The 22,772-nt window shown below is 61.0% G+C and carries 18 protein-coding genes; 16 read left to right on the plus strand and 2 right to left on the minus strand.

The annotated features are described in order from the left end of the window. Window positions 1-200 precede the first annotated feature (200 nt). The gene (locus tag NUW12_04515; protein MCR4402034.1) at window positions 201-1,601 is read left to right on the plus strand and encodes an FAD-binding protein; all 1,401 of its coding nucleotides are present in this window, start codon (window positions 201-203) and stop codon (window positions 1,599-1,601) included. 123 nt (window positions 1,602-1,724) lie between these two features. Further along, window positions 1,725-2,393, plus strand: a complete 669-nt coding sequence (locus tag NUW12_04520) for a class II aldolase/adducin family protein (protein ID MCR4402035.1) — start codon at window positions 1,725-1,727, stop codon at window positions 2,391-2,393. A 124-nt stretch (window positions 2,394-2,517) separates the two neighbouring features. Here the strand turns inward: NUW12_04520 and NUW12_04525 are convergent, their stop codons facing one another. Together NUW12_04525 and NUW12_04530 are read right to left on the minus strand one after the other, a co-directional pair. Next, a complete protein-coding gene (locus tag NUW12_04525) occupies window positions 2,518-3,117 on the minus strand; it encodes a biotin transporter BioY (GenBank protein MCR4402036.1) in 600 nt (199 codons plus the stop codon). 88 nt (window positions 3,118-3,205) lie between these two features. Next, on the minus strand, window positions 3,206-3,841 hold the full coding sequence (locus NUW12_04530) for a GNAT family N-acetyltransferase (GenBank protein MCR4402037.1): 636 nt from the start codon (window positions 3,839-3,841) through the stop codon (window positions 3,206-3,208). Window positions 3,842-4,447: 606 nt separating this feature from the next. On the opposite strand from NUW12_04530, the gene NUW12_04535 reads away from it, so the two are divergent. The 14 genes from NUW12_04535 to NUW12_04600 all read left to right on the plus strand — a co-directional run bounded on the left by NUW12_04535 (window position 4,448) and on the right by NUW12_04600 (window position 22,664). Continuing rightward, window positions 4,448-5,458 (plus strand): TAXI family TRAP transporter solute-binding subunit, encoded by a 1,011-nt coding sequence (locus NUW12_04535; GenBank protein MCR4402038.1) that lies wholly within the window; start codon window positions 4,448-4,450, stop codon window positions 5,456-5,458. 235 nt (window positions 5,459-5,693) lie between these two features. Beyond that, window positions 5,694-7,637 (plus strand): TRAP transporter permease, encoded by a 1,944-nt coding sequence (locus NUW12_04540; GenBank protein ID MCR4402039.1) that lies wholly within the window; start codon window positions 5,694-5,696, stop codon window positions 7,635-7,637. A gap of 262 nt (window positions 7,638-7,899) precedes the next feature. Beyond that, complete coding sequence (locus tag NUW12_04545) at window positions 7,900-8,607, plus strand: GntR family transcriptional regulator (protein ID MCR4402040.1); 708 nt, start codon at window positions 7,900-7,902, stop codon at window positions 8,605-8,607. Window positions 8,608-8,829: 222 nt separating this feature from the next. After that, window positions 8,830-10,074, plus strand: a complete 1,245-nt coding sequence (locus NUW12_04550) for an NAD-dependent malic enzyme (GenBank protein MCR4402041.1) — start codon at window positions 8,830-8,832, stop codon at window positions 10,072-10,074. 166 nt (window positions 10,075-10,240) lie between these two features. Further along, window positions 10,241-11,380 (plus strand): DUF4392 domain-containing protein, encoded by a 1,140-nt coding sequence (locus tag NUW12_04555; protein MCR4402042.1) that lies wholly within the window; start codon window positions 10,241-10,243, stop codon window positions 11,378-11,380. A 255-nt stretch (window positions 11,381-11,635) separates the two neighbouring features. Next, window positions 11,636-12,553, plus strand: a complete 918-nt coding sequence (locus NUW12_04560) for a U32 family peptidase (GenBank protein ID MCR4402043.1) — start codon at window positions 11,636-11,638, stop codon at window positions 12,551-12,553. Between the two features lie 369 nt (window positions 12,554-12,922). Continuing rightward, window positions 12,923-14,125 carry a Coenzyme F420 hydrogenase/dehydrogenase, beta subunit C-terminal domain gene (locus NUW12_04565; GenBank protein ID MCR4402044.1) on the plus strand — a complete coding sequence of 401 codons (1,203 nt, stop codon included), beginning with the start codon at window positions 12,923-12,925 and terminating at the stop codon, window positions 14,123-14,125. Between the two features lie 144 nt (window positions 14,126-14,269). Further along, the gene (locus tag NUW12_04570) at window positions 14,270-14,845 is read left to right on the plus strand and encodes a UbiX family flavin prenyltransferase (protein ID MCR4402045.1); all 576 of its coding nucleotides are present in this window, start codon (window positions 14,270-14,272) and stop codon (window positions 14,843-14,845) included. Then, window positions 14,829-15,272 (plus strand): hypothetical protein, encoded by a 444-nt coding sequence (locus NUW12_04575; GenBank protein MCR4402046.1) that lies wholly within the window; start codon window positions 14,829-14,831, stop codon window positions 15,270-15,272. The genes NUW12_04570 and NUW12_04575 overlap by 17 nt, the downstream gene beginning before the upstream one ends. 160 nt (window positions 15,273-15,432) lie before the next feature. Further along, a complete protein-coding gene (locus NUW12_04580; GenBank protein MCR4402047.1) occupies window positions 15,433-16,470 on the plus strand; it encodes a tripartite tricarboxylate transporter substrate binding protein in 1,038 nt (345 codons plus the stop codon). A 117-nt stretch (window positions 16,471-16,587) separates the two neighbouring features. Further along, entirely contained in the window at window positions 16,588-18,075 is a 1,488-nt protein-coding gene (locus NUW12_04585) for a tripartite tricarboxylate transporter permease (GenBank protein ID MCR4402048.1), read from the plus strand. Next, entirely contained in the window at window positions 18,072-18,587 is a 516-nt protein-coding gene (locus tag NUW12_04590) for a tripartite tricarboxylate transporter TctB family protein (protein MCR4402049.1), read from the plus strand. The genes NUW12_04585 and NUW12_04590 overlap by 4 nt, the downstream gene beginning before the upstream one ends. A gap of 81 nt (window positions 18,588-18,668) precedes the next feature. Beyond that, on the plus strand, window positions 18,669-20,099 hold the full coding sequence (locus NUW12_04595) for a UbiD family decarboxylase (protein ID MCR4402050.1): 1,431 nt from the start codon (window positions 18,669-18,671) through the stop codon (window positions 20,097-20,099). 678 nt (window positions 20,100-20,777) lie between these two features. After that, window positions 20,778-22,664 carry a TRAP transporter permease gene (locus NUW12_04600; GenBank protein MCR4402051.1) on the plus strand — a complete coding sequence of 629 codons (1,887 nt, stop codon included), beginning with the start codon at window positions 20,778-20,780 and terminating at the stop codon, window positions 22,662-22,664. Window positions 22,665-22,772 lie beyond the last annotated feature (108 nt).

Consider the following 22,772-nt stretch of genomic DNA (forward strand, 5'->3'; position numbering starts at 1 on the left):
CGGGTCGCAGTTCTTCCCTTGCGTCTTTGTCCAAACAGCCCGCGACGAGCTAGCCATGGTTCCGGAGCGCATGGGTCGGCCGAGGCGCCACGCGGGTGACGGCCTGTGCGATCGGCCTCGATACAGCCCCGCACTTGGCCAAGAGGGCGGTTTGCGCATCCGTGTCCGCGGTGGTAAACTCTTCGCGGGAGGGGATGAGCGTGTATCGCAAGGTTGATGAGCGGATCGTGGAAATGCTTGCCCGGATCGTGGGGCCCGAGGCCGTGGTGACCAGCGAGGAAGGCCTGGAGCCGTACTCGCACGACGAGATGCCTGGTTGGCATTTCAAGCCCGATGTCGTCGTGAAGCCGGCTTCGACAGAACAGGTGGCGCACGTGGTTCGGCTTGCCGGGGCGGAGAACATCCCCCTTACCCCGCGAGGCCTGGGGACGGGCCTTTCGGGAGGAGCCCTCCCGGTGCATGGCGGCATGGTTGTATCCATGGAGAGGATGAACCGCCTCGTCGAGGTGGACGAGAGCAATCTCATGGCTGTCGTGGAACCCGGCCTGGTAGTAGGTGAGCTACATAAGCAAGTCGAGGCACGAGGGCTTTTCTACCCACCCGACCCGGCGAGCCTTGATAGCTGCAGCATAGGCGGCAATATCGCAGAGAACGCTGGCGGGCCGAGGGCGGTGAAATACGGGATAACCCGCGACTACGTCATGGGCATCGAGGCGGTCCTTCCCGACGGGAGCGTGATGCGATACGGAGGAAAGACCGTAAAGAACGTCACCGGCTACGACCTTGCGAACGTGCTCATTGGATCCGAAGGAACGCTCGGCATCGTGACGCAGGCAGTGTTGAAACTCATCCCCCTGCCTCAATGCCGGATCGATCTCCTCGTTCCGTTCCACAGTTTTCAGGACGCCACGCGCACTGTGACCGAGATCATCAGAGCGAAACGCATCGTGCCGGTGGTGTTGGAGTTCATGGACAGGGAGAGCGTGAAGGCGTGCGAGCAGTACCTGGAGAAGGAGCTGCCGTTCAGCGACTCCGAAGCGCAGCTCATAGTGGGCCTTGATGGGAATAGGAGGGAGGACATCGACGCCCAGGCGGAGATAGTGGCGGAGATCTGCCTCGAAAGCGGGGCCGACGACGTGCTGGTGGCGGACAACGCCTTCCAAAGAGAGCAGCTGTGGCACGCAAGGCGCGTGCTCCTGGAGACGCTCAAGGCCATCAGTGAGAGGGTCGAAGTGGAGGACGTCGTGGTGCCGAGGGTGAGGATCCCGGAGCTAATCAGCGCGGTGGAGGACATATCAGAGCGGAGCGGCTTGCCCATAGTGAACTGGGGTCATGCGGGCGACGGCAACGTGCACGTGGGAGTCCTCAAGCGTGGAGTGAGCGACGAGAAATGGAACGCCGAGCTTGACAGGGTGAACGAGGCGATATTCGAGACAGCCCTCAGCCTCGGAGGAATGATCACCGGAGAGCATGGCATAGGCATCTTCAAGAAGAGGTTCATGCCGAAAGCCTTGGACGAGCCTACGATGGCTGCCATGCGCGTCTTGAAGCGTGCGTTCGATCCCGCGGGCATCATGAATCCCGGGAAGATACTGCCATAGAAGAGCACGCTGGCCTGGATAAGGCGCTGCCACGGACGCCGAATACTCGCACACTTGCTTACTCGCACACGTACGCAGGCATCGCGCGCGTTCCGGGCATCGGCCACTGCGGAGGGATTGTGAATGGCGCAAGAGGAGATCCTGGTCCTCAAGAGACGGATAGTCGATGCTGGGATTCACATGATACGGTCTGGCCTCACATACGGGACTAGCGGCAACATCAGTGCGCGAGTTCCTGGCATGGACTGCTTCTACATCACTCCGAGTGGCATGGCATACGAATCTCTCAGACCCGAAGACATCGTGGGAGTGGACCTCGACGGACGCGTGGTAGATGGCGCAAGACGACCGTCGATCGAACACATGATGCACGCCGCCATCCTGCGCGCGAGAGCCGACGTGGCAGCGGTCGTGCACACCCATTCCACGTACGCCACGGCGGTCGCGTCGGCGCGCCTCGCGATTCCGCCCTTTCTCGAGACGCTGATAGCCGCAACGAGGGGGCGCGAGGTCAGGGTGGCGGAGTTCGCCCCCGCGGGGTCGCGGGAGCTCGCGGAGGTTGCGGTGCGTGCCCTCGGCGGAGACAGCGCCGTGCTTCTGGCGAACCATGGGGTGATCGGGGTGGGGCGCGACCTCGACGAAGCCATGAACGTGTGTGAGATCGTGGAGAGGGCCGCTATGGTGTTCCTTCTCAGCAGGCTTGCCGGCGGACCCGCTCCGGTTCCGGAGGAAGTAGTGAATAAGCAGGTCGAATTCCTGAAGGCCAACTATGGCCAACTGGATGACCATTGAATCAGAGACGATTGTGTCCACAGCGTGCCCGCGGCCCACTGCTCCACCGCTCGCGACCATGGCCCGTGGGTCGCGGTCTTTGGTCTCTGCGCCTGGGAAGGGTTTCAGATGCGGTCCGAAGGCGTCATCCTATGGTCCGGTGGGCTTGTGACGCGCGCACCGCCCTGCGGAGCCGCGAGCCGGCTGACCCTGCTATGCAAGCTTTCAGTAGGTCGCCAGGAAGGAAAGGCAGAGCTCCCGCAAAGATGGCCTTGCCCAGCGGAAGCCGTGTAACCGTCCAAAGCTGCAGGACTCCCAGGGCATAGACAACCAGTACGCCGCCCAACACGCACGCCGTGATCGATGAGGTCGTGCTGGGCGGCTTGCCGTGCGTCCCTCTTCGAGTCAGGAGGGCTATCACGTACGCTCCCACAACGAACCCCCAGAGATATCCCCCGGTGGGCCCTGTCAGCACTCCCAAGCCCGAGGAGTTCCCTGCGAAAACGGGCATGCCCGCGATGCCGAGGAATATGTAGAGCACCTGGCTTGACGCGGCCTCACCGGGGTCGAGGATCAGGCCCGCGAGCATCGTTCCGAAGGATTGCGCCGTCATGGGGACTGGGCCAAACGGCAAGGGGATCGATATGAATGCCAGCACGCTCGTGAGCGCGGCGAAGACCGCCACCCTCGTCAATGAGCTTGTACCGGCTCTGCGTGAAGTCATCGCTGTCTCCATTCTCTCCATGATGAATCTCTCCGCTAGACCAGCGTTCGCGCGGTCCGAAGCCCTGACCTACGTGACCGCGTCCAGGCGAAATCTTTGGAGGCGGCACCTATGCTAGTGTCTTTACCATCCGGTGCAGGCCTCTGATTCCGCACCTGCGCGCCTTCCCCCGGAGAACGTACGTGCGAATAAGATTGTAGCCCAGACGCTCGTACAGCCTTCGAGCGGCCTCGTTGTCGATGTCAACGTCCAGGGAGCACTTGCCGATTCCGGCGGCTTTGGCCCTCTTCTCAGCCGCTTCGAGGAGCTGTGTGCCGATGCCACGCCCTCGCCACGCCGGAAGCACAGCGACGCGCTCTATGTAGAACTCGCCCGGTCCTGGCCGGGGAATGGCAAAAAGGAGGGAACCCGAGGACATGGCGACGCGCAAGGCCCTCCGCAATCCGTACACGAACGGAGCTTGAAAGGCCATGTTGAGATTCAGCCGTCTCACTCTACGGCTTTCGTATCCGAGGAGCATTCCGACGACGCGGTCTCCTTCCTCAGCCACCAAGGCGAACTCATAGCTGAACCGGTTCGCGTCCCTCATGAAAAAGGCCCTCAGCGCTCCGCGCGCGCGATCAGGATCGCCTAGTCCGAAAACGGCGTCTGCCGCGCGTTCCGACGGAAAGGACATCCTCAAGAGAGCCGCGCCTATCGGGGAGTCGTCCGGCCGCGCGTTGCGTATGCGAACGTCTGTCGCCATGTCACATCACCTCATAGGTTGGCAAGCCGGGCCAACAGCCATCCATCGGGTTTCCCGACCATGCTCCGAAAAGGCGCGACGGTCGAAGCTGCAGATCGCCTGGAGTGTGACCTGCTCTGCGGCGGCGCACGATCACGTGCTTGGCGGGTGTGACATGCCGGGCAGCGGCGATGGTGGTGTAATGGTACTGCCAAATAAGAATTCCCCACGCGCCCCCTGATCTCCTTCACGAACCGCGCGGACGAAGGACCGCCACCGTTTTTCGTTTCCGAAGCAGGAGACCGGCGCTCCGTGTAGAACACATTGAGGTGGTATGGTATGACATTTGGTGTACCAAATGCGTCTACGATCCCCAGGAGCGGACGGGGGGCGGACAGCCCTCTGGAATGCTGCCGCTTGAATGCCGACGAGATAACGCCACCAGGGAAGGGGGGACCGGCTACAAGAAGCTATAGGAGGTCTAGCATTAGTAGCCGAGCGTGCGCTAGGACGAATCCCGAACAAGACATCGTAAAGAAGCTGCAGCAGCATGTCACCAAGAGGAAGCTGGAAAGCGGTTGATGAATCAGCCCCGCTTTGGCGGGCGAAAGCCGGGAGGGGATATTCGTGCGAAGATTCACGAAGGCGATGGTCATGGTAGCGGCGCTCACACTCGTCTTGAGCATGGTGGGCATCGGCGGGGAGGCTGCCACGAAAGTATTCATCCGCATTCCCACGGCGAGCATGGGAGGCTCGTTCTATCCCGCGGGCTCGGTCATCGCGAGCCTCATCAACGACAAGCTGGGTAAGGAAGGCGTCGTTGCATCTGCCCAGGAATCAGGAGGATCTCCCGAGAACATCAACATGATGTCTAAAGGCGAGGCGGAAGCCGCGGTTCTACTTGCAAGCGTCGTGGTTGACGCTTACAACGGCAAAGGGGCATTCAAGGACAGGCCTTACAGGGACCTTCGGATGATAACGGTGCTGTGGCCCAACGTCGTCCAGATGGTCGTGACCGAGAAATCGGGCATCAAGACGTACCAGGAACTGAGAGGAAAGCGGGTCTCAGTCGGTCAACTTGGAAGCGGCACAGAGCCGAACACCATAGCCGCCTTGGACGGCGCGGGAATGACATACAAGGATATAGTCCCGGAGTTCCTGGGATTCTCCCAGTCCGCAGACGCGATAAAGGATGGGCGAATCGTGGCCGCGCAGCTGTCCGGAGGTATCCCTCATCCGTCAGTGCTGGACCTGTTCGCCAGCAGGGTAGGGGTGCGGCTTCTGTCAATGACGCAGGACGAGGTCAAGCGCGCGTCTGAGCTGCACCCGGAGTTCTCTGAGTTCACCATAGAGCCGAACACGTACCCGGGCCAAGACTACGCGGTGCGTACAATCGCCACGACGACGGCCTTGGGTATCAGAAAGGACATCCCGGAGGACCTCGTTTACAAGATCACCAAGACCATATTCGAGAACCTAGACTACATTCACAGGTCGTACTCCGGACTGTCATACATGTCGCTCGAGCGTGCCATACCGGGGCTCGTCGCTCCCTTGCATCCCGGGGCGATCCGGTACTTCAAGGAGCGTGGCATCAAGATCCCTGAGAAGCTGATTCCGCCCGAGTACAAAGGATGACTCGGCGCCACGAGCGGCTCGAGGCAAGCGACAGGGAACTCGCCAGGCAGAGCAGCACGTTCAACCAGAGGAACCAAGTGACGCCGCACAGATGACCTTGAGCTGACTTGGGCCGGCGGCGAGCGGTCGGGCCCCGGATGCCCCGACGACGGAAAGCGGTTGCGGGGCCCGACCGGCGCCAGCTTGGCTGCTCAAGGCGGCGTTGGAGGCATGATAACGCATGGAAGGCACGCAAGTGACAGCGCGTTCGGAGAACACATCGAGCTCTCGATCAGGACCACGGCGTGTAGCAGGCATCGCGGCATCCATATGTTCGATAATAGCCGTAGCCTTTGCGGTTTTCGAAATATGGAGCAACAGCTTTTCGTTCCTTCCCACCCTGAAGATCAACGCGATTCACCTAGCTTTTCTGATGGCCCTATGTTTCCTTCTGTATCCGGCGCGGCGGGGGGCTAGCAGAGACAGGATACCGGCCGTAGATTGGATCCTGGCCATAGTTGGGGCGGGGTGTGCCCTGTACTTCTGTTTTTCGTTCGATGCCTTGTACAACCGTGGCATGATCCCTCTTCCGCGGGACTACGTTGTCGCGGTCATCGGCATTCTCCTCGTCCTCGAGGCAGGGAGGAGGTCCACGGGACCCATACTCCCGGTCCTGGCAATCGTGTTCCTGTTGTACGCGAGGTTCGGCCGATACGTTCCGGGCGTTTTCGCGCATGGCGGGTTTCCGTGGTCCCGCATTGTGTCGAGGATGTTCATGACCGACGCCGGGGTTTTCGGAACGACCCTCACCATTTCCTCGACGTACCTCTTTCTCTTCGTCCTCTTCGGTGAGTTCCTGGCGAAGAGCGGGGTGGGTGAGTTCTTCAACGACTTCGCGTTCTCATTGATCGGCCACAGAAGGGGTGGCCCCGCACAAGTCTCGGTGGTTTCGAGCGCGCTCATGGGCACTATAAGCGGGAGTTCCATCGCAAACGTGGCGACTACGGGGAGCTTCACCATCCCGCTCATGAAACGCATCGGGTACACACCTGACTTTGCGGGAGCCGTGGAGGCCACCGCCTCCACCGGCGGGATGATCATGCCGCCGATCATGGGCGCAGCAGCGTTTTTGATGGCGGGGTTCCTTGGTGTTCCATACACCACCATCATGGTTGCGGGCATAATCCCGGCGATTCTTTACTATCTCTCTCTGTTCTTCGTGATAGACATGGAGGCGCAGCAGCTCGGACTACAAGGTCTTCCGAAGGCGGATCTGCCGAGGTTGGGCAGGGTGCTGAAGGAGAAGGGCTACCTGATCGTGCCCGTGCTCGTGATCATCTACGCCCTCATCTCCGGTCTCACCGCGATAACTTCGGCGTTCGCCGGCCTCATATCGACGGTCCTTGTAAGCTTTGTGAGCAGGAAGTCGAGGATGGGTCTGAAGAAGATAGTGGAAGCCCTTGCCCAAGGCGCACGGAGCATAGTGCCCATAGGCCTTGCCTGCGCGGTGGTGGGATTCATCGTGGGAGTGACCGGAATGACCGCCTTGGGATCCGTGGTCGCTTACAACATGATAGAGCTTGCAAGGGGCAGCTTGATTCTCGCGCTCGTTTTCGTGCTTCTGGCCTCCCTCGTTGCGAGCATGGGGCTGCCCGCTACCGCGTGTTACGTCGTGGTCGCGACCATCGCCGCTCCGGCGCTCGTGCGGATGAACGTCCCGCCACTGGCGGCACACTTCTTCGTGTTCTGGTTCGGCTGCTTGTCCGGGATAACGCCTCCGGTGGCACTGGCTTCCTACACGGCCGCAGGGATCGCTGGCTCGAGCCCGAACAAGACGGCAATGACTGCGCTGCGTCTTGCGGCGCCTGGATTCCTTCTGCCGTTCCTGTTGGTGTATAGGCCGGAACTGCTAGGCCTACACACCACGCTTTCAAGGTTCCTCGTCTCCGTCGGCGTGGCCGCCGTGGCGTGTCTGTCGACGGCTTGTTGCACCCACGGATACTTGATGGGCAGGCTATCCACCTGGGAGAGGGCTTTGATGGGAGTCGGCAGCTTGATGCTTGTTAACCCTGACATGTGGTCGTACGTTGGGGTAACCATCATAATCGCCGTCATCGCATACCGCTGGTACCGCATGAGGACGGGGCGCAATCGATCGGCGGGTGTCAAGCTCCAGGCCGCCGCAAGGACTGGGAGCTGACGCAGGCCGGGCGAGATGCCCGGCTTTGCAGTGCCGTCGTCTTGTCGCGTGCGACTTGGCACGTGTTGGCGGACGGTGTGACCAAAGATGGAAGACGTAAGACGCTCTCATCAGTCGCCGCAGTCGCCGCAGTCGCCGCTTTGCGGATGGCGACAAGCAGGAATGCCTGACCGCACACCGAAACTAAGACCGGGACTCTGAGGGTCTGCTTCGGGCTCGGTGGGTCATGACCCAAATCATCAGACAGAAGGGGAACCGGTGTGTGAGCAAAGAATGCGATGCTTCAAACAGAGGTCAGCAAGCCGAGAAAGCGTACCTCGAAATCCGAGACCGCATTAAGAAGGGCATCTGGGGTCCCGGCTACCGTCTGGTGGAGCGGACCGTCGCGGAGGAGCTCGGTATGAGTCGTACCCCGGTGAGAGCGGCGTTCGAGAGGCTCTTCTCCGAGGGGTTGGTCGAGCTGGTGCCGAACAGGGGAGCCGTTGTGGTGAACCTCTCGCCAGAGGACGCCATTGAGATCCTTCAGATGAGGCAAGCGCTGGAGGTGCTGGCGTGCAGGCTTGCCGTCCCACGATTGACAGACGACGCAATGAAGCGACTGGCGGAGATTCTCGTAGAAATGGAGAAGGCCGTTGACGAGAACGACCTCTACCGATACTCCGACTTGAACGGAGTCTTCCACCGGATCATAGTGGACGCGAGCGGGAGCAAGCGCCTGGCGGAAACGCTGGACCTCCTCAAGACCCAGACCGTTCGGCATAGGCTGACGTCGTTGCTGACACCAGGTCGGGCGCGCAACTCCGTGGCTGAACACGAGGCTATCGTTCGCGAGCTCGCCAGGTCTCGGAAGGAGGGAACGTCGATATACGCCGAAGAGGCAATGCGCCAGCACATCGACGGCCTTCTTGCCGGCCTGCTCTACGCCGCACAAAGAACCACTGAACAGGGCGGGTTTGGGATAGGCCTCTGACTCTATGAGGTCCTTCCCGCGAATGTCGGAAAATCCGACATGTGTCGGAAGGAATTTCGTGATGGGTGGCGAACCTTCTTAGTGCGCATAGTGGTATACCAAATAGAATCCCGCGTGTCATACCCGACCGTCTTGGCACGTCAGCCATGGTGCGTCGCGCCGTGATCTGCGCACACCTGGCACCGGATGATTACACACGACAACAAAAGGGGGAGCGACGAGGTGTCGATGAGAGAGGAGGCCTTGCGCCTTCATGAATCGAACAGGGGCAAGCTCAGAGTGGAGAGCAAGGTCCCTGTGAGGGACGCGCGAGACCTGAGCCTGGCGTACACGCCGGGAGTCGCGGAGCCTTGCAAAGAGATTCACGCGGACCCGGAGAAGATCTACAAGTACACGAGCAAGGGAAACCTTGTGGCGGTCGTCACCGATGGCACGGCCGTCCTCGGACTCGGCGATATAGGCCCTGGGGCTGGGATGCCGGTCATGGAAGGCAAAGCTGTCTTGTTCAAAGCATTCGCTGGGGTAGACGCCTTTCCAATCTGCCTTGCGACAAAAGACGCAGCAAAGATCGTTGAAGCAATCAAGCTACTGGAACCCACTTTCGGGGGGATAAACCTCGAAGACATCTCAGCCCCCACATGTTTTGAAGTGGAGTCTCGGCTCAAGAGGGAAGTCGCGATCCCGGTGTTCCACGACGACCAGCACGGAACGGCCATCGTGACCTGCGCCGCACTCATCAACGCCCTGAAGATCGTGCGCAAGAAGCCTCAGGACATCAGAGTCGCAGTGAGCGGAGCGGGGGCGGCGGGCATAGCAGTCACGAAACTCCTCCTCAAGCTGGGGGTGGGCGACGTCATCCTCTGCGATACGAAAGGTGCGATCTATGAGGGTCGAAGAGAGGGCATGAACCCGTACAAGGAAGAGATCGCTCAGGTCACCAACAGGCAACGCGTCACAGGCGGGCTGAAGGAGGTCCTGGCCGGCGCGGACGTGTTCATCGGCGTCTCCAAGGCCGGTCTAGTGGACAAGGACATGGTGAAGGCCATGGCCCGTGACGCCGTGGTGTTCGCCATGGCGAACCCCGTGCCTGAGATCATGCCTGACGAGGCGAGAGAGGGAGGAGCGAGAGTCGTCGCTACAGGCAGGTCGGACTTTCCGAACCAGATCAACAACGTCCTCGCTTTCCCGGGGGTGTTCAGAGGCGCGCTCGACGTGCGCGCGACGGACATCAACGAAGACATGAAGCTTGCGGCCGTATACGCTATCTCGGACCTGGTCTCAGACGAAGAGGTCTCGCCTGATTACATCATCCCGAGGCCATTCGATCCCCGTGTGGCGCCTGCGGTGGCTGCCGCGGTCGCGAAAGCGGCGATGGAGTCCGGCGTCGCACGGGTGAAGGTGGATCCGGAGGAAGTGAGACAACGTACGGAGAAACTCGTGAACGATGTCAGGTCTGCGTGGCGATAGCGTGTTGCGATAGCAGACGAGGGCTGCAAGGACACAGCGAGGCGCGCGGAGGTGCGCGATGTGTCGTGGGGTCGAAGAATCGCCTCGCGGGAGGTGAGTCCGGGGGTTCTGCTTGGAAGGGTCTCGCATCTCACCATCATTTTGAAGCACGGGAGGTATGACGTCAATGGAACGGATGACTGAAGAAGAAGTCAAGATTGCAGCGGACGGTATAGACACGCTAGTCACCGCAGCGGTCGGCGGGAAGTTCCACAAGTGGGAGAAGGAACCTCTGATTCGCTCTCTGTACAAAGTAGCGAGAGAGCGGACGCCGGGCCAGGTGCCGCTCACGTATTACGCGGCCAAGGGACTCGTCGATCACGTCAAACCTGGCGATGTGGTGCTGATGGTGACGGGATGGTACCTTCCTCACTTCATGTCGGGAGAGACTGATGGACCTCCGGGGACGGCCGGTCTCGCCCGTGCGATCGACCTCGGTCTGGGCGCGACTCCCGTGATCATGACTGAGCCGAAGCTCAAGGAGATCGTGGAGGCGAGCTGCCGAGGGGCTGGGCTGCGCGTGTATGACCGCAAAGAGGCCCTCAAGATACCCAGGCGGGTCGTAGTGGAAACGCCGCTCCATCCGTACATGAGTGTGGAGGAGTCGGAGAGAGTCATCAAGCAAATCCTCGACGAACTCAAGCCTTCCGCAGTCATCGCGGTTGAGAAGGGAAGCCGCAGTAAGACGGGGATTTACCACTCCTTGTGGGGAATAGACATCACCCCGCTCACCGGAAAGTACGATCGCCTGGTCGAAGAGGCCAAGCGGCGCGGCATCTTCACGATAGGGATCGGTGACGGCGGGAACGAGATAGGTCTGGGCGGCATCAGGGACGCCATCGAGAAGTACCTTCCCGTTGGCGCGAAGTGCCATTGCCCGTGCGGGCAAGGGGTGGCTGCCACGACCGAGACGGACAGCATGATCGTTTCGTTCGTGTCGAACTGGGGCGCTTACGGGATCGAGGCGGCTTTGGCCATGCTGCTTGGCAGGACCGACATCATTCACTCCGCGGAGGACGAGGAAAGGATCCTGCGAGCCGCGGCGTGGGCGGGTGCGATAGCCTCGCCATACGGATATTCCGGCGTCGCGGTGGTGGACCAGATACCAGAGAAGATCAATGTAAACATCGTCGAGATGCTGCACTACATGGTCAAGGCCTACCTCGTCGACACCGAGCAGCGCAAGTGGTACCAGGAAACAGCCAAACACCAGGCGGACATGAACACGTGGATCAAAGACGAGTACGCGGCGTGGAAGGATAAATAGGCCCCTCCTGCCGGCGACGGTCTTGCTTTTCGCCGGACCGGGCGCCGCCTGCGCGCGCACCGGTCCGGCGAGGGATGGAGGATGTGGGACGGGACCTGGGTCTCGAAAAACGAGCCCTCATAGCGACACGAGACGAAGCGACTTCGGGGCTAGCCCACAGCAACTCGAGCTGACTCAAGCTGATTCGGAATCAAGCCACCCGGTTTCACGAGAGCAGGGCTCGTGGCGAGATGGCTGCTGGAAGGAGTGGACTTCATGATTTTCGAGAAGACAAGGGCCTTCATGGAGAAGCTGGGCCTACCCGGCTCAGACGCGTGGGATCTCCCCACGTCGGGCAAGACCTTTCCCGACGGGGCTCACTGGCGGAGCGAGGTTCCCACGGTCAACTCGGCGGAGGCCATGAGAGTGCTGGTGGAGACGGCGAAGAAGGTGTACAATCACAATATAAACCGCGTGGACGACACGTACGGGATCATACGACACACGGCGCAGGAGATAAAGGAGTACGTCGCCATCGCCAAGGATTACGGCGTCGAGCTCAACTTCTCCGTGGGTCCGAGGGCTACTTACGATACCGGTGCCACAGTATTGAGCTCGCAGGGCGTGCGGGTTGGGTACAGGTTGCGTGGAATGGAGCAGCTCGTGAGGGCTATCGAAGATGTGAAGAGAGCGTGCGATCTGGGTGTCCGGGGGATCATCGTGTACGACGAGGGGATGCTCTGGGTCATGGACGAGATGAGAAAGGCCGGAGAGCTCCCCGCGAACCTTCATATCAAACTATCGGCGCACATGGGCGCCTGCAACCCCGCCTCCTTCAAGCTGTTCGAGAGGCTGGGCGCGAACAGCATCAACCCCATACGTGACCTGCAGCTCCCCATGATCGCTGCACTTAGGCAAGCCGTGGACGTGCCCATTGATCTGCACACGGACAACCCGCCCGCATCGGGTGGTTTCATCAGGACGTACGAAGCCCCTGAGATGGTAAGAGTCGCATCCCCCGTGTATCTCAAGTCAGGTAATTCGGCGGTGAGCGCTCACGGGATAATCACCAACGCGAACGACGGAAGGAACATGGCTGCTCAGTGCGCAATCGTGAAGGAGATCATGCAGCGGTACTTCCCAGAGGCGAAGCAGTCCGAGCCTGGCCAGCCTGACATGGCGATACCTGAGTAGAACAAGCGCAGTCCGCCGTCCGCAACGCCGGCGTCCGCCATGCCAGAACGTTCCGGGCGGTCGAGGATGAAACGCGGGCGGCGCGCCGCACTCCCGGCATTAGTGGCCCATGCTGGTTTTCGAGCCGCGGACGACGCGCGCCGCCGTGGCGCTGGGCGAGAGCTGCACAGCGACGCGGCGCGGTGGCGCGGGTGCGCGGTGCCGAAAGAGCATTGCCCGGCGGCAGGGCAAGGAGCTGACACGGCTCTGCTAGGGGGTCATCCGGGGGAGGAGGGGTAATGCAGACCGATTGTGTCATGCTGACGACAATCTGCGACAGTCCCATGGGTACGGCCAAGTGAACAGCACACTCTGCAGGGAGGGACGAGCGTGAAGACCTTCGACGATCTGAAGCGCGAAGTGATCGATCAAGGGCTATGCATGGGCTGCGGGACCTGTGTCGGAGTATGCGCATCCGGCAGCATTGCCATCGACTACAGCCTGGATGAGCCTGAGCCGAAACTGGTGAAGGAATGCACGGAGTGCGGGCGCTGCGTTGAGGTGTGCCCAGGCAAGGACATTCCGTTGAGGGACCTTGACAAGAGGTTTCTGGGCAGGGAGAGGGACCCCGAGAAGGAGCCGCTCGGCATCTACAAGGCGTGCTACAAGGGCTGGGCCGCTGATCCCTACGTAAGGACGAGCACGAGCAGCGGCGGGATGACGTCGGCGCTTCTCAATTACGCCCTGAATGAGGGGCTGATCGACGGAGTGCTCCTCGCGGGCTGGAATCCGGAACCTCCGTACTGGCGATGCCGTCCGTTCATAGCGACGACGCCGGAGGAGGTGTCGATGGGGCTCCGCACCGGCATGATGATGGTGCCCAACAACTCCCTCATCTCGGAGGCGGTATCCCGAAGGAAGCTGTCCAAAATCGCGGTTGTGGGGTGTCCGTGCCACATACACGGAGTCCGCAAGCTCCAGGCCTCAGGGCAGCCCAAGAAGTTCGCGGACGCAATCCAGTTCACGATAGGGGTGTTCTGTGCCGCCACCTACTACGGAGAAGGGACGAAGCACCTGGTCCAGGAGTTCGCGAACGTGCAGAACCTCGACGACATAATCGCCATGGACTACCGCGGGGGCAAGTGGCCGGGCTCACTCTACGTAGTGACCAAGGATCGCAAGATACACTGGGCGGGCAGCAAACACGACTACACGTGGCACTTCCTCGGATCGGCTAGCTACAAGCGGGACAGGTGCCTCATGTGCATAGACTTCTCCGCGGAGCTCGCCGATGTGTCGTGCGGCGACATCTTCCAGGAGGTCGGCCACTCGAACCGAAGGCTCGTGGCGACGCTGCCCAGGACGAGCGTGGGCGAGGAGCTCATCGCCGGCGCGCTTGCAAAGGGGTACGTCGAGATAGAACCCCACGACCCGGCTCTCATCCCGGCAAGTGGAATGGGGTGGGAGGCTAAGAAGCACGCCGGGATGTACAGGCTGATACAGAGGAAGAGGTATGGGTGGCCCACCCCGGATTACCAGTATCCGCTGGCTGTGACCGCCCTGCCGAGGACGCTCACGTTCCCGTCGGCATGAGCCGGCGTTGGCGTTGCGCCCATCATACCTGGTAGAGAAGCCCCCGCGGTGCTCGGGCATCGCGGGGGCGCGGTTCACGGCGAGGCGAGACTTGGTCCGGGCAATCCGCGGACATCTGCAAGTCGCACGGGACGGTGAAACTGAATGCGCCTGGTAGTCGGGATCACGGGTGCCACGGGAGCCATATACGGGATAAGGGTGTTGGAAGCACTCAAGGCAGGCGGCATCGAGTCTCATCTCGTGATAAGCCCATGGGGGGAGAAAACGATAGAGGTCGAGACCTCGTATAGTGTTGCAACAGTGAAGGCTCTCGCCTCCCACTGTCACGACCCTTCTGCACTCGACGCTCCGATCTCGAGCGGGTCCTACCTCACCGCAGGCATGATCATAGCCCCCTGCAGCATGAAGACTCTCGCGGCTATCGCCAACGGATACTCGGAGAACCTTCTTGAGAGAGCCGCGGACGTCACCATCAAGGAAAGCCGTCCTCTGGTTCTCGTGGTGAGGGAGACTCCGCTTAGTGCGATTCATCTGGAGAACATGTTGAAACTCGCGCGTCTGGGCGTCACGATAATGCCTCCGGTGCCCGCCTTCTATTGCCGTCCGAGGAGCATCGACGATGTAGTCAACCATCTCGTTGGGAAGATCCTTGATAGGTTCGGGTTGAGCCACGACCTCTTCCCAAGGTGGGGGTCTTGCGAACATGAGCGGAGGGAATAGCGGGGCTGTGTACGAGATCTCGGCGGGCGAAGGAAGGTTCCGTCTGTCGCTCGCAGCGACGTGGGCCGGGAACGACCTCGTGGTTACCATTACCGGCGGGGACGCTCCTCACATAGGCTCGGTCGCCGTGGCGGTGCCGAGGCCGAGTCTGCGTGACCCGTCCGTGACAAGCGCGACCGCGTCAGTGATAACTCTCGTCGGACACAAGGATGATGAGCTTGCGAAGCCCATAGCGGAGTTCATGGCTGCGAGGCTCAAGGTGGCAGTAGTGGCTGTGGTCGGGATACACGTGGACGGGGCGACGCCGGACGACGTTGAGTGCCTGCGGGACATAGCGTGGGAGCTCGCCCGGAGCTGTGTAGCCGGGGCCGTGCGACAGGGTAGCGGGCACGTACGCGGAGGGGCGCTTCGCGGCGACAGCGAGTGAAGGTGCGTCCTATTGGAGAGACGCGGTCCAGCGTGGGGCGGCGCCGAGTCGTTGCGCCGAGCCGTCGCGAGCCTGGTGGCACGTGATGTGAAGTTACACGAGTGGGAGGAACCGACGTCACAAACCTTATCTGCAGTAAAGCCAGAGGAGGCAAACGATCATGGCAAGCAAGGCGATAAGACGCATAGTTCTAGCGAGCGTAACCATGATGGTCCTCGCCAGTCTCGCGGGTGCCGGGGTTCTTGCCGCAGCCAACGGGGACCTGTCGTTCTTCAAGGGCAAGGTCATCAAGTTCATCGTGCCGTACAGCGTTGGGGGCGGGTTTGACTCGTACGCCAGGGCCATGGCGCCGTATCTGGAGGAGTACATCCCCGGTGTAACCGTCGTGGTGCAGAATGTCGCTGGCGGCGGCGGGATGATCGGAATCAATACTCTGTACGCCGCAGACCCGGACGGCCTGACCATAGGCATTGCGCACGGGGCAGGAGCGGTGATCAATCAGGTGTTGAAGACGCCGGGGACGAGGTTCAACTTGGAGGAGATGAACTGGCTTGCCCGGGTCACGACCGAACCGCTCCTCACCGTCGTGTCCGGCAAGTCCCCGTTCAAGACGGTCAAGGACTTCGCCGGTGCCGGAAGGCCGATAGTCTTCGCCCAGACAGGGGTGGGCAGCGGAGACTACTATGGGTCACTGTTGCTGCTGAAGGCCCTGGGAATCAACTACAAGGTCGTTACCGGCTTTCCGGGTTCGCGGGAGGCGAACCTCGCGGTGGTGCGCGGCGAAGGCGTGGACGGAACCTCAGCGTTCTACGGCTCGTTGGTATCCCTCATTGAGACGGGTGACGTAAGGCCGGTGGTACAACTGGCGTTCGAGCGCCACAAGGACCTTCCGGGCGTCCCCACTGCCCTCGAGGTGGTTCCCCCTGAGAACCGCGAACTCGCACGTGCGTTGACTAGCCTCTTCGAGATCAAGTACATAATCGCCGCTCCACCCAAGGTGCCGGCGGAGCGCGTGTCCGCCTTGCGGGCAGCGTTCGACAAGGTCTTCGCGGATCAGGAGTTCATCGATTGGTCGGTGAAGATGAAGTGTCCCGTTGACTACCTGAACGGGGCCGCGCTCGACAAGTTGGTAAGAGAGAACGTTGACGCTTTCACGAAACTCGAGCGTGAGCTCAAAGCCATAACCGAGAAAGGTTGACGTTGCGGATCGAGCAAGACTGCGAAAGAGCGAGTCAAACCGCAAAGAAGAGGGAAGAGGGCAGGCGGACGGGGCGGACTCGCGCCCCGTGCCGCCCGTCCCTGGGAGGTAGGTTTCATGTTGTCGCAAGCATTCCAGGGCGTGAGCGCCCTCCTTGCCGTACAGCCGTTCTCGTACATGCTGCTGGGAATCCTAGTGGGGCTCGCTTTCGGAGTGGCTCCGGGTCTCGGCGGAATCACAGCGATGGCCATTCTCGTTCCTCTGACCTACAAGCTGGGCCAGACGAGCGCCTTCGCGCTCCTCATCGGCGCGGCGAGCGCCGTCGCCTTCGGGGGGTCTGTCAGCGCGATCCTCATCAACACGCCGGGCACTAACCAAAGCGTGGCGACGTGTCTCGATGGGTACCCGATGACGAGGAGTGGAGAGGGCAGGCGGGCGATAGGCATCAGTGCCACAGCTTCGGCACTGGGAGGCGTGGTGGGCGCGATCGTCCTTCTCGCCCTGATCCCGGTCATGCACAAGGTCGTCCTGGCATTTGCGCCTCCCGAGTACTTCATGCTCTGCCTCCTCGGGCTCACCGCCATAGCCGGAGTGAGCGGCAAGACCATGCTGAAAGGGTTGGTCATGGGAGGGCTCGGAATCCTTCTCTCGTTCGTTGGCTACGACCCCGTGACGGGCACGCTCCGCTACACTTTCAACGCGTTGTACCTGTACGACGGTATCGACGTTGTGGCCGCGGTGATCGGCCTCTTCGCCATCGCCGAGATGATGTCGTTGATGGTTGAAGGGAGCACCATCGTATCGGGGAACGTCGAGGAAAAGCCTGGCGGGCTCGTAGAGGGCATGAAGGACGTGTTCAGGCACTGGTGGCTCTTCCTCCGATCCAGCGTCATCGGAACAGTGATAGGCATCATTCCAGGCATAGGAGGCGGGACCGCGAACGTCGTGGCTTACAGCCACGCGGTTCAGACGTCCAGGTGTCCGGAGAGATTCGGGACGGGAGTGCCTGAAGGCGTGATAGCTCCCGAGTCCGCGAACAACGCCAGCTTCGGTGGAGCCCTCGTGCCGACAGTGGCCTTCGGTATCCCTGGCAGCGAGATGTGCGTGGTGCTCCTCGGCGCTTTCATGCTGCACGGGCTCGTGCCGGGACCCGAGATGCTGAAGGAACACCTTGACCTCGTGTTCCAGATGGCGTGGGGTGTGGCGTTCGCAAACATCATAGCCTCCCTGATCGGAGTTGCCTTCATGAGTTGGCTGGTCCGACTGTGCTCGGTGAGGGTGTCGCTCTTGGCCCCCTCGATCATCGCCATATCGCTGCTGGGAGCGTTCGCTACGTCTGGAAACGTGGCGGACGTGCTCGTGGCGCTAGTGTTCGGTATTTTTGGCTACTGGATGAAGAAGCTCGGATATCCGCGCGCGCCCCTGATGATAGGGCTCGTGCTAGGGGGTCTGGCCGAGGTGAACCTCCATCTTTCGCTGCAGATCTATGGCCTGGGATTCGTTCTCCGGCCGATAGCCTTGGTCATCCTAGCATTGATCCTCGTGTTTGCGTTCGGTCCGGCAGTGCAGCGCGTCGTGGCGGGAAGGAGGCGTGTTGAAGCGTGAAAGCATCTGAGCAGTACATTTTCGGCCTCGTGGTGGCGGTGATGCTTGCAGGCTTTGTGGTCATGGGGATGGGGTACCTGCCCCAAGCGAGACTGGCGCCGCTTTCGATAGGACTGCCGACCCTGGGTCTCATGCTGATTCTTCTACAGCGGATGAAGAGCCAGGGCAGAGCGCGCGCGTTGAAAGATGGGCCGAGTGGCGAGGCAGGGGGGCAAGGATCGCACACCGAAGCTAGTGGGGAGGACGCCAGTGGGGAACGCGTGGGCGGCGGGGCGCGCGTCACGCTTGCGACGGAGGTGTCGATCATAGGGTGGATCGTGGGGTTCACCGCCCTCATCTGGCTCGTTGGGTTCACCGTGGCCATTCCGGTCTTCCTGTTCCTGATGGCACGGGGCAAGTTCAGGGAGGGCTTCGCGGTATCACTTGGCTTGGCGTTGACCGTGGGAGCTGGCCTTTACATCGCGTTCGACGTGCTCCTCAAGGTCCCGATGAACTGCGGCATCTGGCCGTGACTTGCGCTGACCCGGGCGCGCGTCCGAATGCAAGCTGGCTGGCACGAAGAGAGCTGACGAAAACCGAGTGGGGGTGCGAAGTTGAGATTCGCTGATCTGAGGGAGTATGTCCGGGCGCTCGAGGAGAACGGGCTCGTGAAACGAATCTCTGAGGAAGTCGACAAAGACTGGGAAATCGCTGCGTTGTGCCGTCTTGCCTTCACCAAGCTGCCGTCGGAGACGAGGCCGGCTCTTCTCTTCGAGAATGTCAAGGGGTTCGATTCGCCGGTAGTGGCCGGGGTGCTGGGAGCGTCGCGCCGTGTGTACGCGATGGCCTTGGGCATCGACACTTTCGGTGGCAACGTGCTCACGGAGATAGCACAGCGGTGGGCCCGAGCCATCAAGAACCCGGTCGCGCCCAGGCTCGTGACAACCGGACCTTGCAAAGAGAACATCCTCACCGGCGACGACATAGACGTGTTCAGGTTTCCGGTGCCCATGTGGACGGTAGGAGAGGATCCTGGGCTTTTTCTGACCGCGCCGTGCGTGGTGACGAAGGACCCCGAAACAGGGACGAGGAACGTTGGGACCTACCGGATTCAACTCAAGGAGCGCAACAAGACGGGTATCCACATGGGCAAGACCCGCCACATTTACAGACACATACAGAAGAATGAAGCCAAGGGCAGGCCCACGCCTGTGGCCATTGTCGTGGGGAGCGATCCCACCGTGGGTCTCGCTTCTGTGTCATCTGTGCCGTTCGGCGTCGATGAACTGGCAGTCGCGGGGGCGCTGAGGGGCGAGCCGGTGGACGTGGTCAAGTGCGAGACGGTCGACCTTGAAGTGCCTGCGACCGCGGAAATAGTCATCGAGGGGCTGATCAGGCCAGGATACAGGGAGCTCGAGGGGCCGTTCGGGGAGTATCCCGGCTACATGGGAGCGTCGGGTGACGCGCCGGTGGTGGACGTCACGTGCATTACGTTCAGAAACGACGTCGTGTTCCACGCCTTCGTAAGCCAGATGCCTCCGAGCGAGTCCAGCCTGATAAGGGGGTGCGGGCGGGAGTCCTCGATATATGCCCACCTCGTCGCCGATCACAAGCTGCCCATTCGAGACGTTCACCTGAAGGAGAGCGGCGGGAGCGCGGCATACCTTGCTATCTCCATGCGACCGCAGTACCCCGGTCAGGTGTGGGAGACTGCCTGGGCAGCGTGGACAGTCGACCCGTCGCTTGGGAAGATCACGGTGATAGTGGACGACGACATAGACATCAGAGATCCGTTCCAGCTCGACTGGGCCATGAGCTTTCGGGTTCAACCGGAGCGGGACCTGCACATCGTTAGTGGAACGGCGGCCGTCATGAACGACCCGTCTCAGGCCGCGAAAGGGGTCACCAAAGAGGATCCATCGCGGCACGTCTCATCCAAGGTGCTCATAGACGCGACGAAGAAGCACGAGTACCCCGCTATAGCCATGCCGCCCGCCGAGCACCTCGCCAGAGCCGCTGAGAAGTGGGAAAGGCTTCGGTTCTAGGTGCTAATCCGGTTCCGGGTGCGAAGCAGGTCAAGGTTCAGGGACGCCATGGGCTCTGGACGAAAACCGGACGAAAACCGGGCCCGGCTCGGAAAACCGCGCATGGAGGCGATTTCCCGCGCCGCGGCCCGGTTCCTTCTTGGTCCTGGCGCCGCCACGACGTGCTTGGGGAGGCATTCTTGCGGTTGAGGAAGGAGGTTCGGGCCTGTCCCGTTCGCTACCTTAGTCCGCCAAGGGCCAAGGGGAGCGGTGGCTCATGGTATTTTCACTCTGGGCAGCAGGATTACGCGCGATCGCGGCGAAGAGGTGAATGAATCATATCCCGGGTACTGTATCCAAATTGCCTTCCAAGGTCGTCCCATTCCTGATGCAGAGGGACTTGGTCAATTGGCTGGTATACCAAAAAGCATATATTAGAGGATACCACCCTTGCAGTGCTCTTGGCAGCCGAAAACGGAGGTGGTGCGGTCGGGATGACGGGTTCGAGTCAAGAGGCGATGAGCACGCCGATGTATGCAGCGGGACGCCGTTCAGGGCGCCGTTTACGCCCAATCTGCTGAATCTGAAGGGTGTGCGAAGCGGACGACGTGAGACGGGTAGTGTCATGTCTCCCGCAGCGCCCATGACCCTCATGACCTTTCTTTGCGACAGTCTGGTGCGAGAGGGGCGGTGTTTGAAATGGTCAAGTACGACAAGGTTATGAGCGCTGTCCTCACAGCGGTATCAGTTGCGATGGCGCTCTTCCACACCTACACTGCGCTTTTCGGCTCTCTCACTTCGATGTGGCAACGCAGCATCCACCTTACATTCGGGTTCCTTCTCGTATATCTCATGCATTCATCCAAGAGCAAGACGACATCGGCGAAGCTTACCGGCCTGGGACTCTCGGCCCTTGGAGCTGCCACCGGCATCTACGTCATCACCAACTTCGACGCAATAATCATGCGCTTCGGCAGCCCAAACAGCCTCGACCTCGCGCTTGCCGCCGTCGCCCTCTTGTTGGTCCTAGATACCGCGAGGAGAACCCTGGGATGGGCAATGCCCTTGATCGCCATTGGGTTCCTGCTATACGCGTTTCTGGGGCCGTACCTCCCGGGCATCCTCTATCACAGGGGATACGATCTTCCGAGAGTCCTCAACCAAATGTACTTGACGACGGAAGGCATCTACGGGATACCGTTGGGAGTCTCCGCGGACTACATCTTCCTTTTCATATTGTTCGGGTCGTTCCTGGTCGCGACGGGAGCTGGGCAGTTCTATATCGACCTCGCCAAGGCGCTCGTTGGGCGGGCTAGGGGAGGTCCTGCCAAGGTGGCCATCATAGCCAGCTCGCTGTTCGGGACGATCTCCGGCAGCGCCCAAGCCAACGTGGCGGGAACCGGGATGATAACGATTCCTCTCATGAAGAACGTAGGCTATCGATCTGAATTTGCCGGGGCGGTGGAGGCGGCCGCCTCTACCGGGGGGCAGATCATGCCTCCGGTCATGGGTGCGGCGGCGTTTGTGATGGCCGAGATCCTCGGAGTTCCCTACGTCCGTATCGTTCAGGCCGCGTTCATCCCTGCCTTGATCTACTATACCGCGCTCCTCTTCTCGGTCGACTTCGAGGCCGCAAGGGCGCGGATTCCTGGGCTGACGAAAGACGAGATCCCGAACCTTCGCAAGGTACTGAGAGAAGGGTGGCTCTATCTCGTGCCCCTTGCGGCGATGATATTCCTTCTCATCGTGGTCAAGTGGACCACGACGAAATCCGCCGTGTATTCGCTGCTCGCCACCGTGATCGTCGGCTTTCTGCAGCACCAGAGGAAGTTCGGGTTGACCGAGGCGGTCGAGGCGATACGGGATGGGGCCAGGGGTGCCATCAGCGTGATCACGGCCTGCTCTTGCGCAGGCGTCGTTGTAGGAATAGTCAACCTCACCGGGCTCGGTCTGCGCTTCTCCAACATCGTGGTGAGCGCCGCCGGAGGCAACGTTGCACTGTTGCTCGTGCTCATCATGCTTGCGTCGCTGGTGCTGGGCATGGGCTTGCCGACCACGCCGGCCTACTTGGTGCTGGCGGTGCTCGGGGTTCCAGCGCTCCAGACGCTCGGCGTGCCGCTCCTCGCCGCACACATGTTCATTTTCTACTTCGGATGTATCTCCATGATAACGCCGCCTGTAGCGCTTGCCGTGTACGTGGCTGCCGGCATCGCCAAGTCGAGCTTCTGGAAAACGGGGATTAACGCCGTCAAGCTTGGCGTGGCTGCGTTCATTGTGCCGTACTTCTTCATCTTCAACCCTCCTCTGCTTTTCGAGGGGACGTTGCCCTCAGTACTGTGGGCTGGCGCCACCGCTGCGGTCGGAGCCGCTCTCTTGAGCGGAGCGGCGATCGGGTGGTTCATGGGGGACATTGGCGTTCCGGAGAGGGTTGTGCTCTTGGCGAGCGCTCTAGGGCTTATCGACCCGGGTCAGCTGACCAACGCTATGGGACTCGTCGGTCTCGCTCTCGTTGTCGCCCTCCAGCGCTTCCGGGCGACGAGATCGAGGAGCACAAGAGGAGGTGACTTCAGCGGCGCAATTGGATGACGCGGAGGAGCGTGGAGTGCAGTAGGTTGAGTAGTCTCGGGGCACAGAACGACCAACGGAACGGTAACGGGTCATCTCGACGCACCAATTCGTCCAGCCGAGAGGAGT

It is taken from the genome of Bacillota bacterium (assembly GCA_024653485.1).
Lineage (GTDB): Bacteria > Bacillota > SHA-98 > UBA4971 > UBA4971 > UBA6256.

Excerpts from the sequence above, each read along its gene's own strand:
- NUW12_04520 (MCR4402035.1), top strand. The coding sequence starts at position 1,725 with ATGGCGCAAGAGGAGATCCTGGTCCTCAAGAGACGGATAGTCGATGCT.
- NUW12_04525 (MCR4402036.1), bottom strand. The coding sequence starts at position 3,117 with ATGGAGAGAATGGAGACAGCGATGACTTCACGCAGAGCCGGTACAAGC.
- NUW12_04530 (MCR4402037.1), bottom strand. The coding sequence starts at position 3,841 with ATGGCGACAGACGTTCGCATACGCAACGCGCGGCCGGACGACTCCCCG.
- NUW12_04555 (MCR4402042.1), top strand. The coding sequence starts at position 10,241 with ATGGAACGGATGACTGAAGAAGAAGTCAAGATTGCAGCGGACGGTATA.
- NUW12_04560 (MCR4402043.1), top strand. The coding sequence starts at position 11,636 with ATGATTTTCGAGAAGACAAGGGCCTTCATGGAGAAGCTGGGCCTACCC.
- NUW12_04570 (MCR4402045.1), top strand. The coding sequence starts at position 14,270 with ATGCGCCTGGTAGTCGGGATCACGGGTGCCACGGGAGCCATATACGGG.
- NUW12_04575 (MCR4402046.1), top strand. The coding sequence starts at position 14,829 with ATGAGCGGAGGGAATAGCGGGGCTGTGTACGAGATCTCGGCGGGCGAA.
- NUW12_04580 (MCR4402047.1), top strand. The coding sequence starts at position 15,433 with ATGGCAAGCAAGGCGATAAGACGCATAGTTCTAGCGAGCGTAACCATG.
- NUW12_04585 (MCR4402048.1), top strand. The coding sequence starts at position 16,588 with ATGTTGTCGCAAGCATTCCAGGGCGTGAGCGCCCTCCTTGCCGTACAG.
- NUW12_04600 (MCR4402051.1), top strand. The coding sequence starts at position 20,778 with ATGGTCAAGTACGACAAGGTTATGAGCGCTGTCCTCACAGCGGTATCA.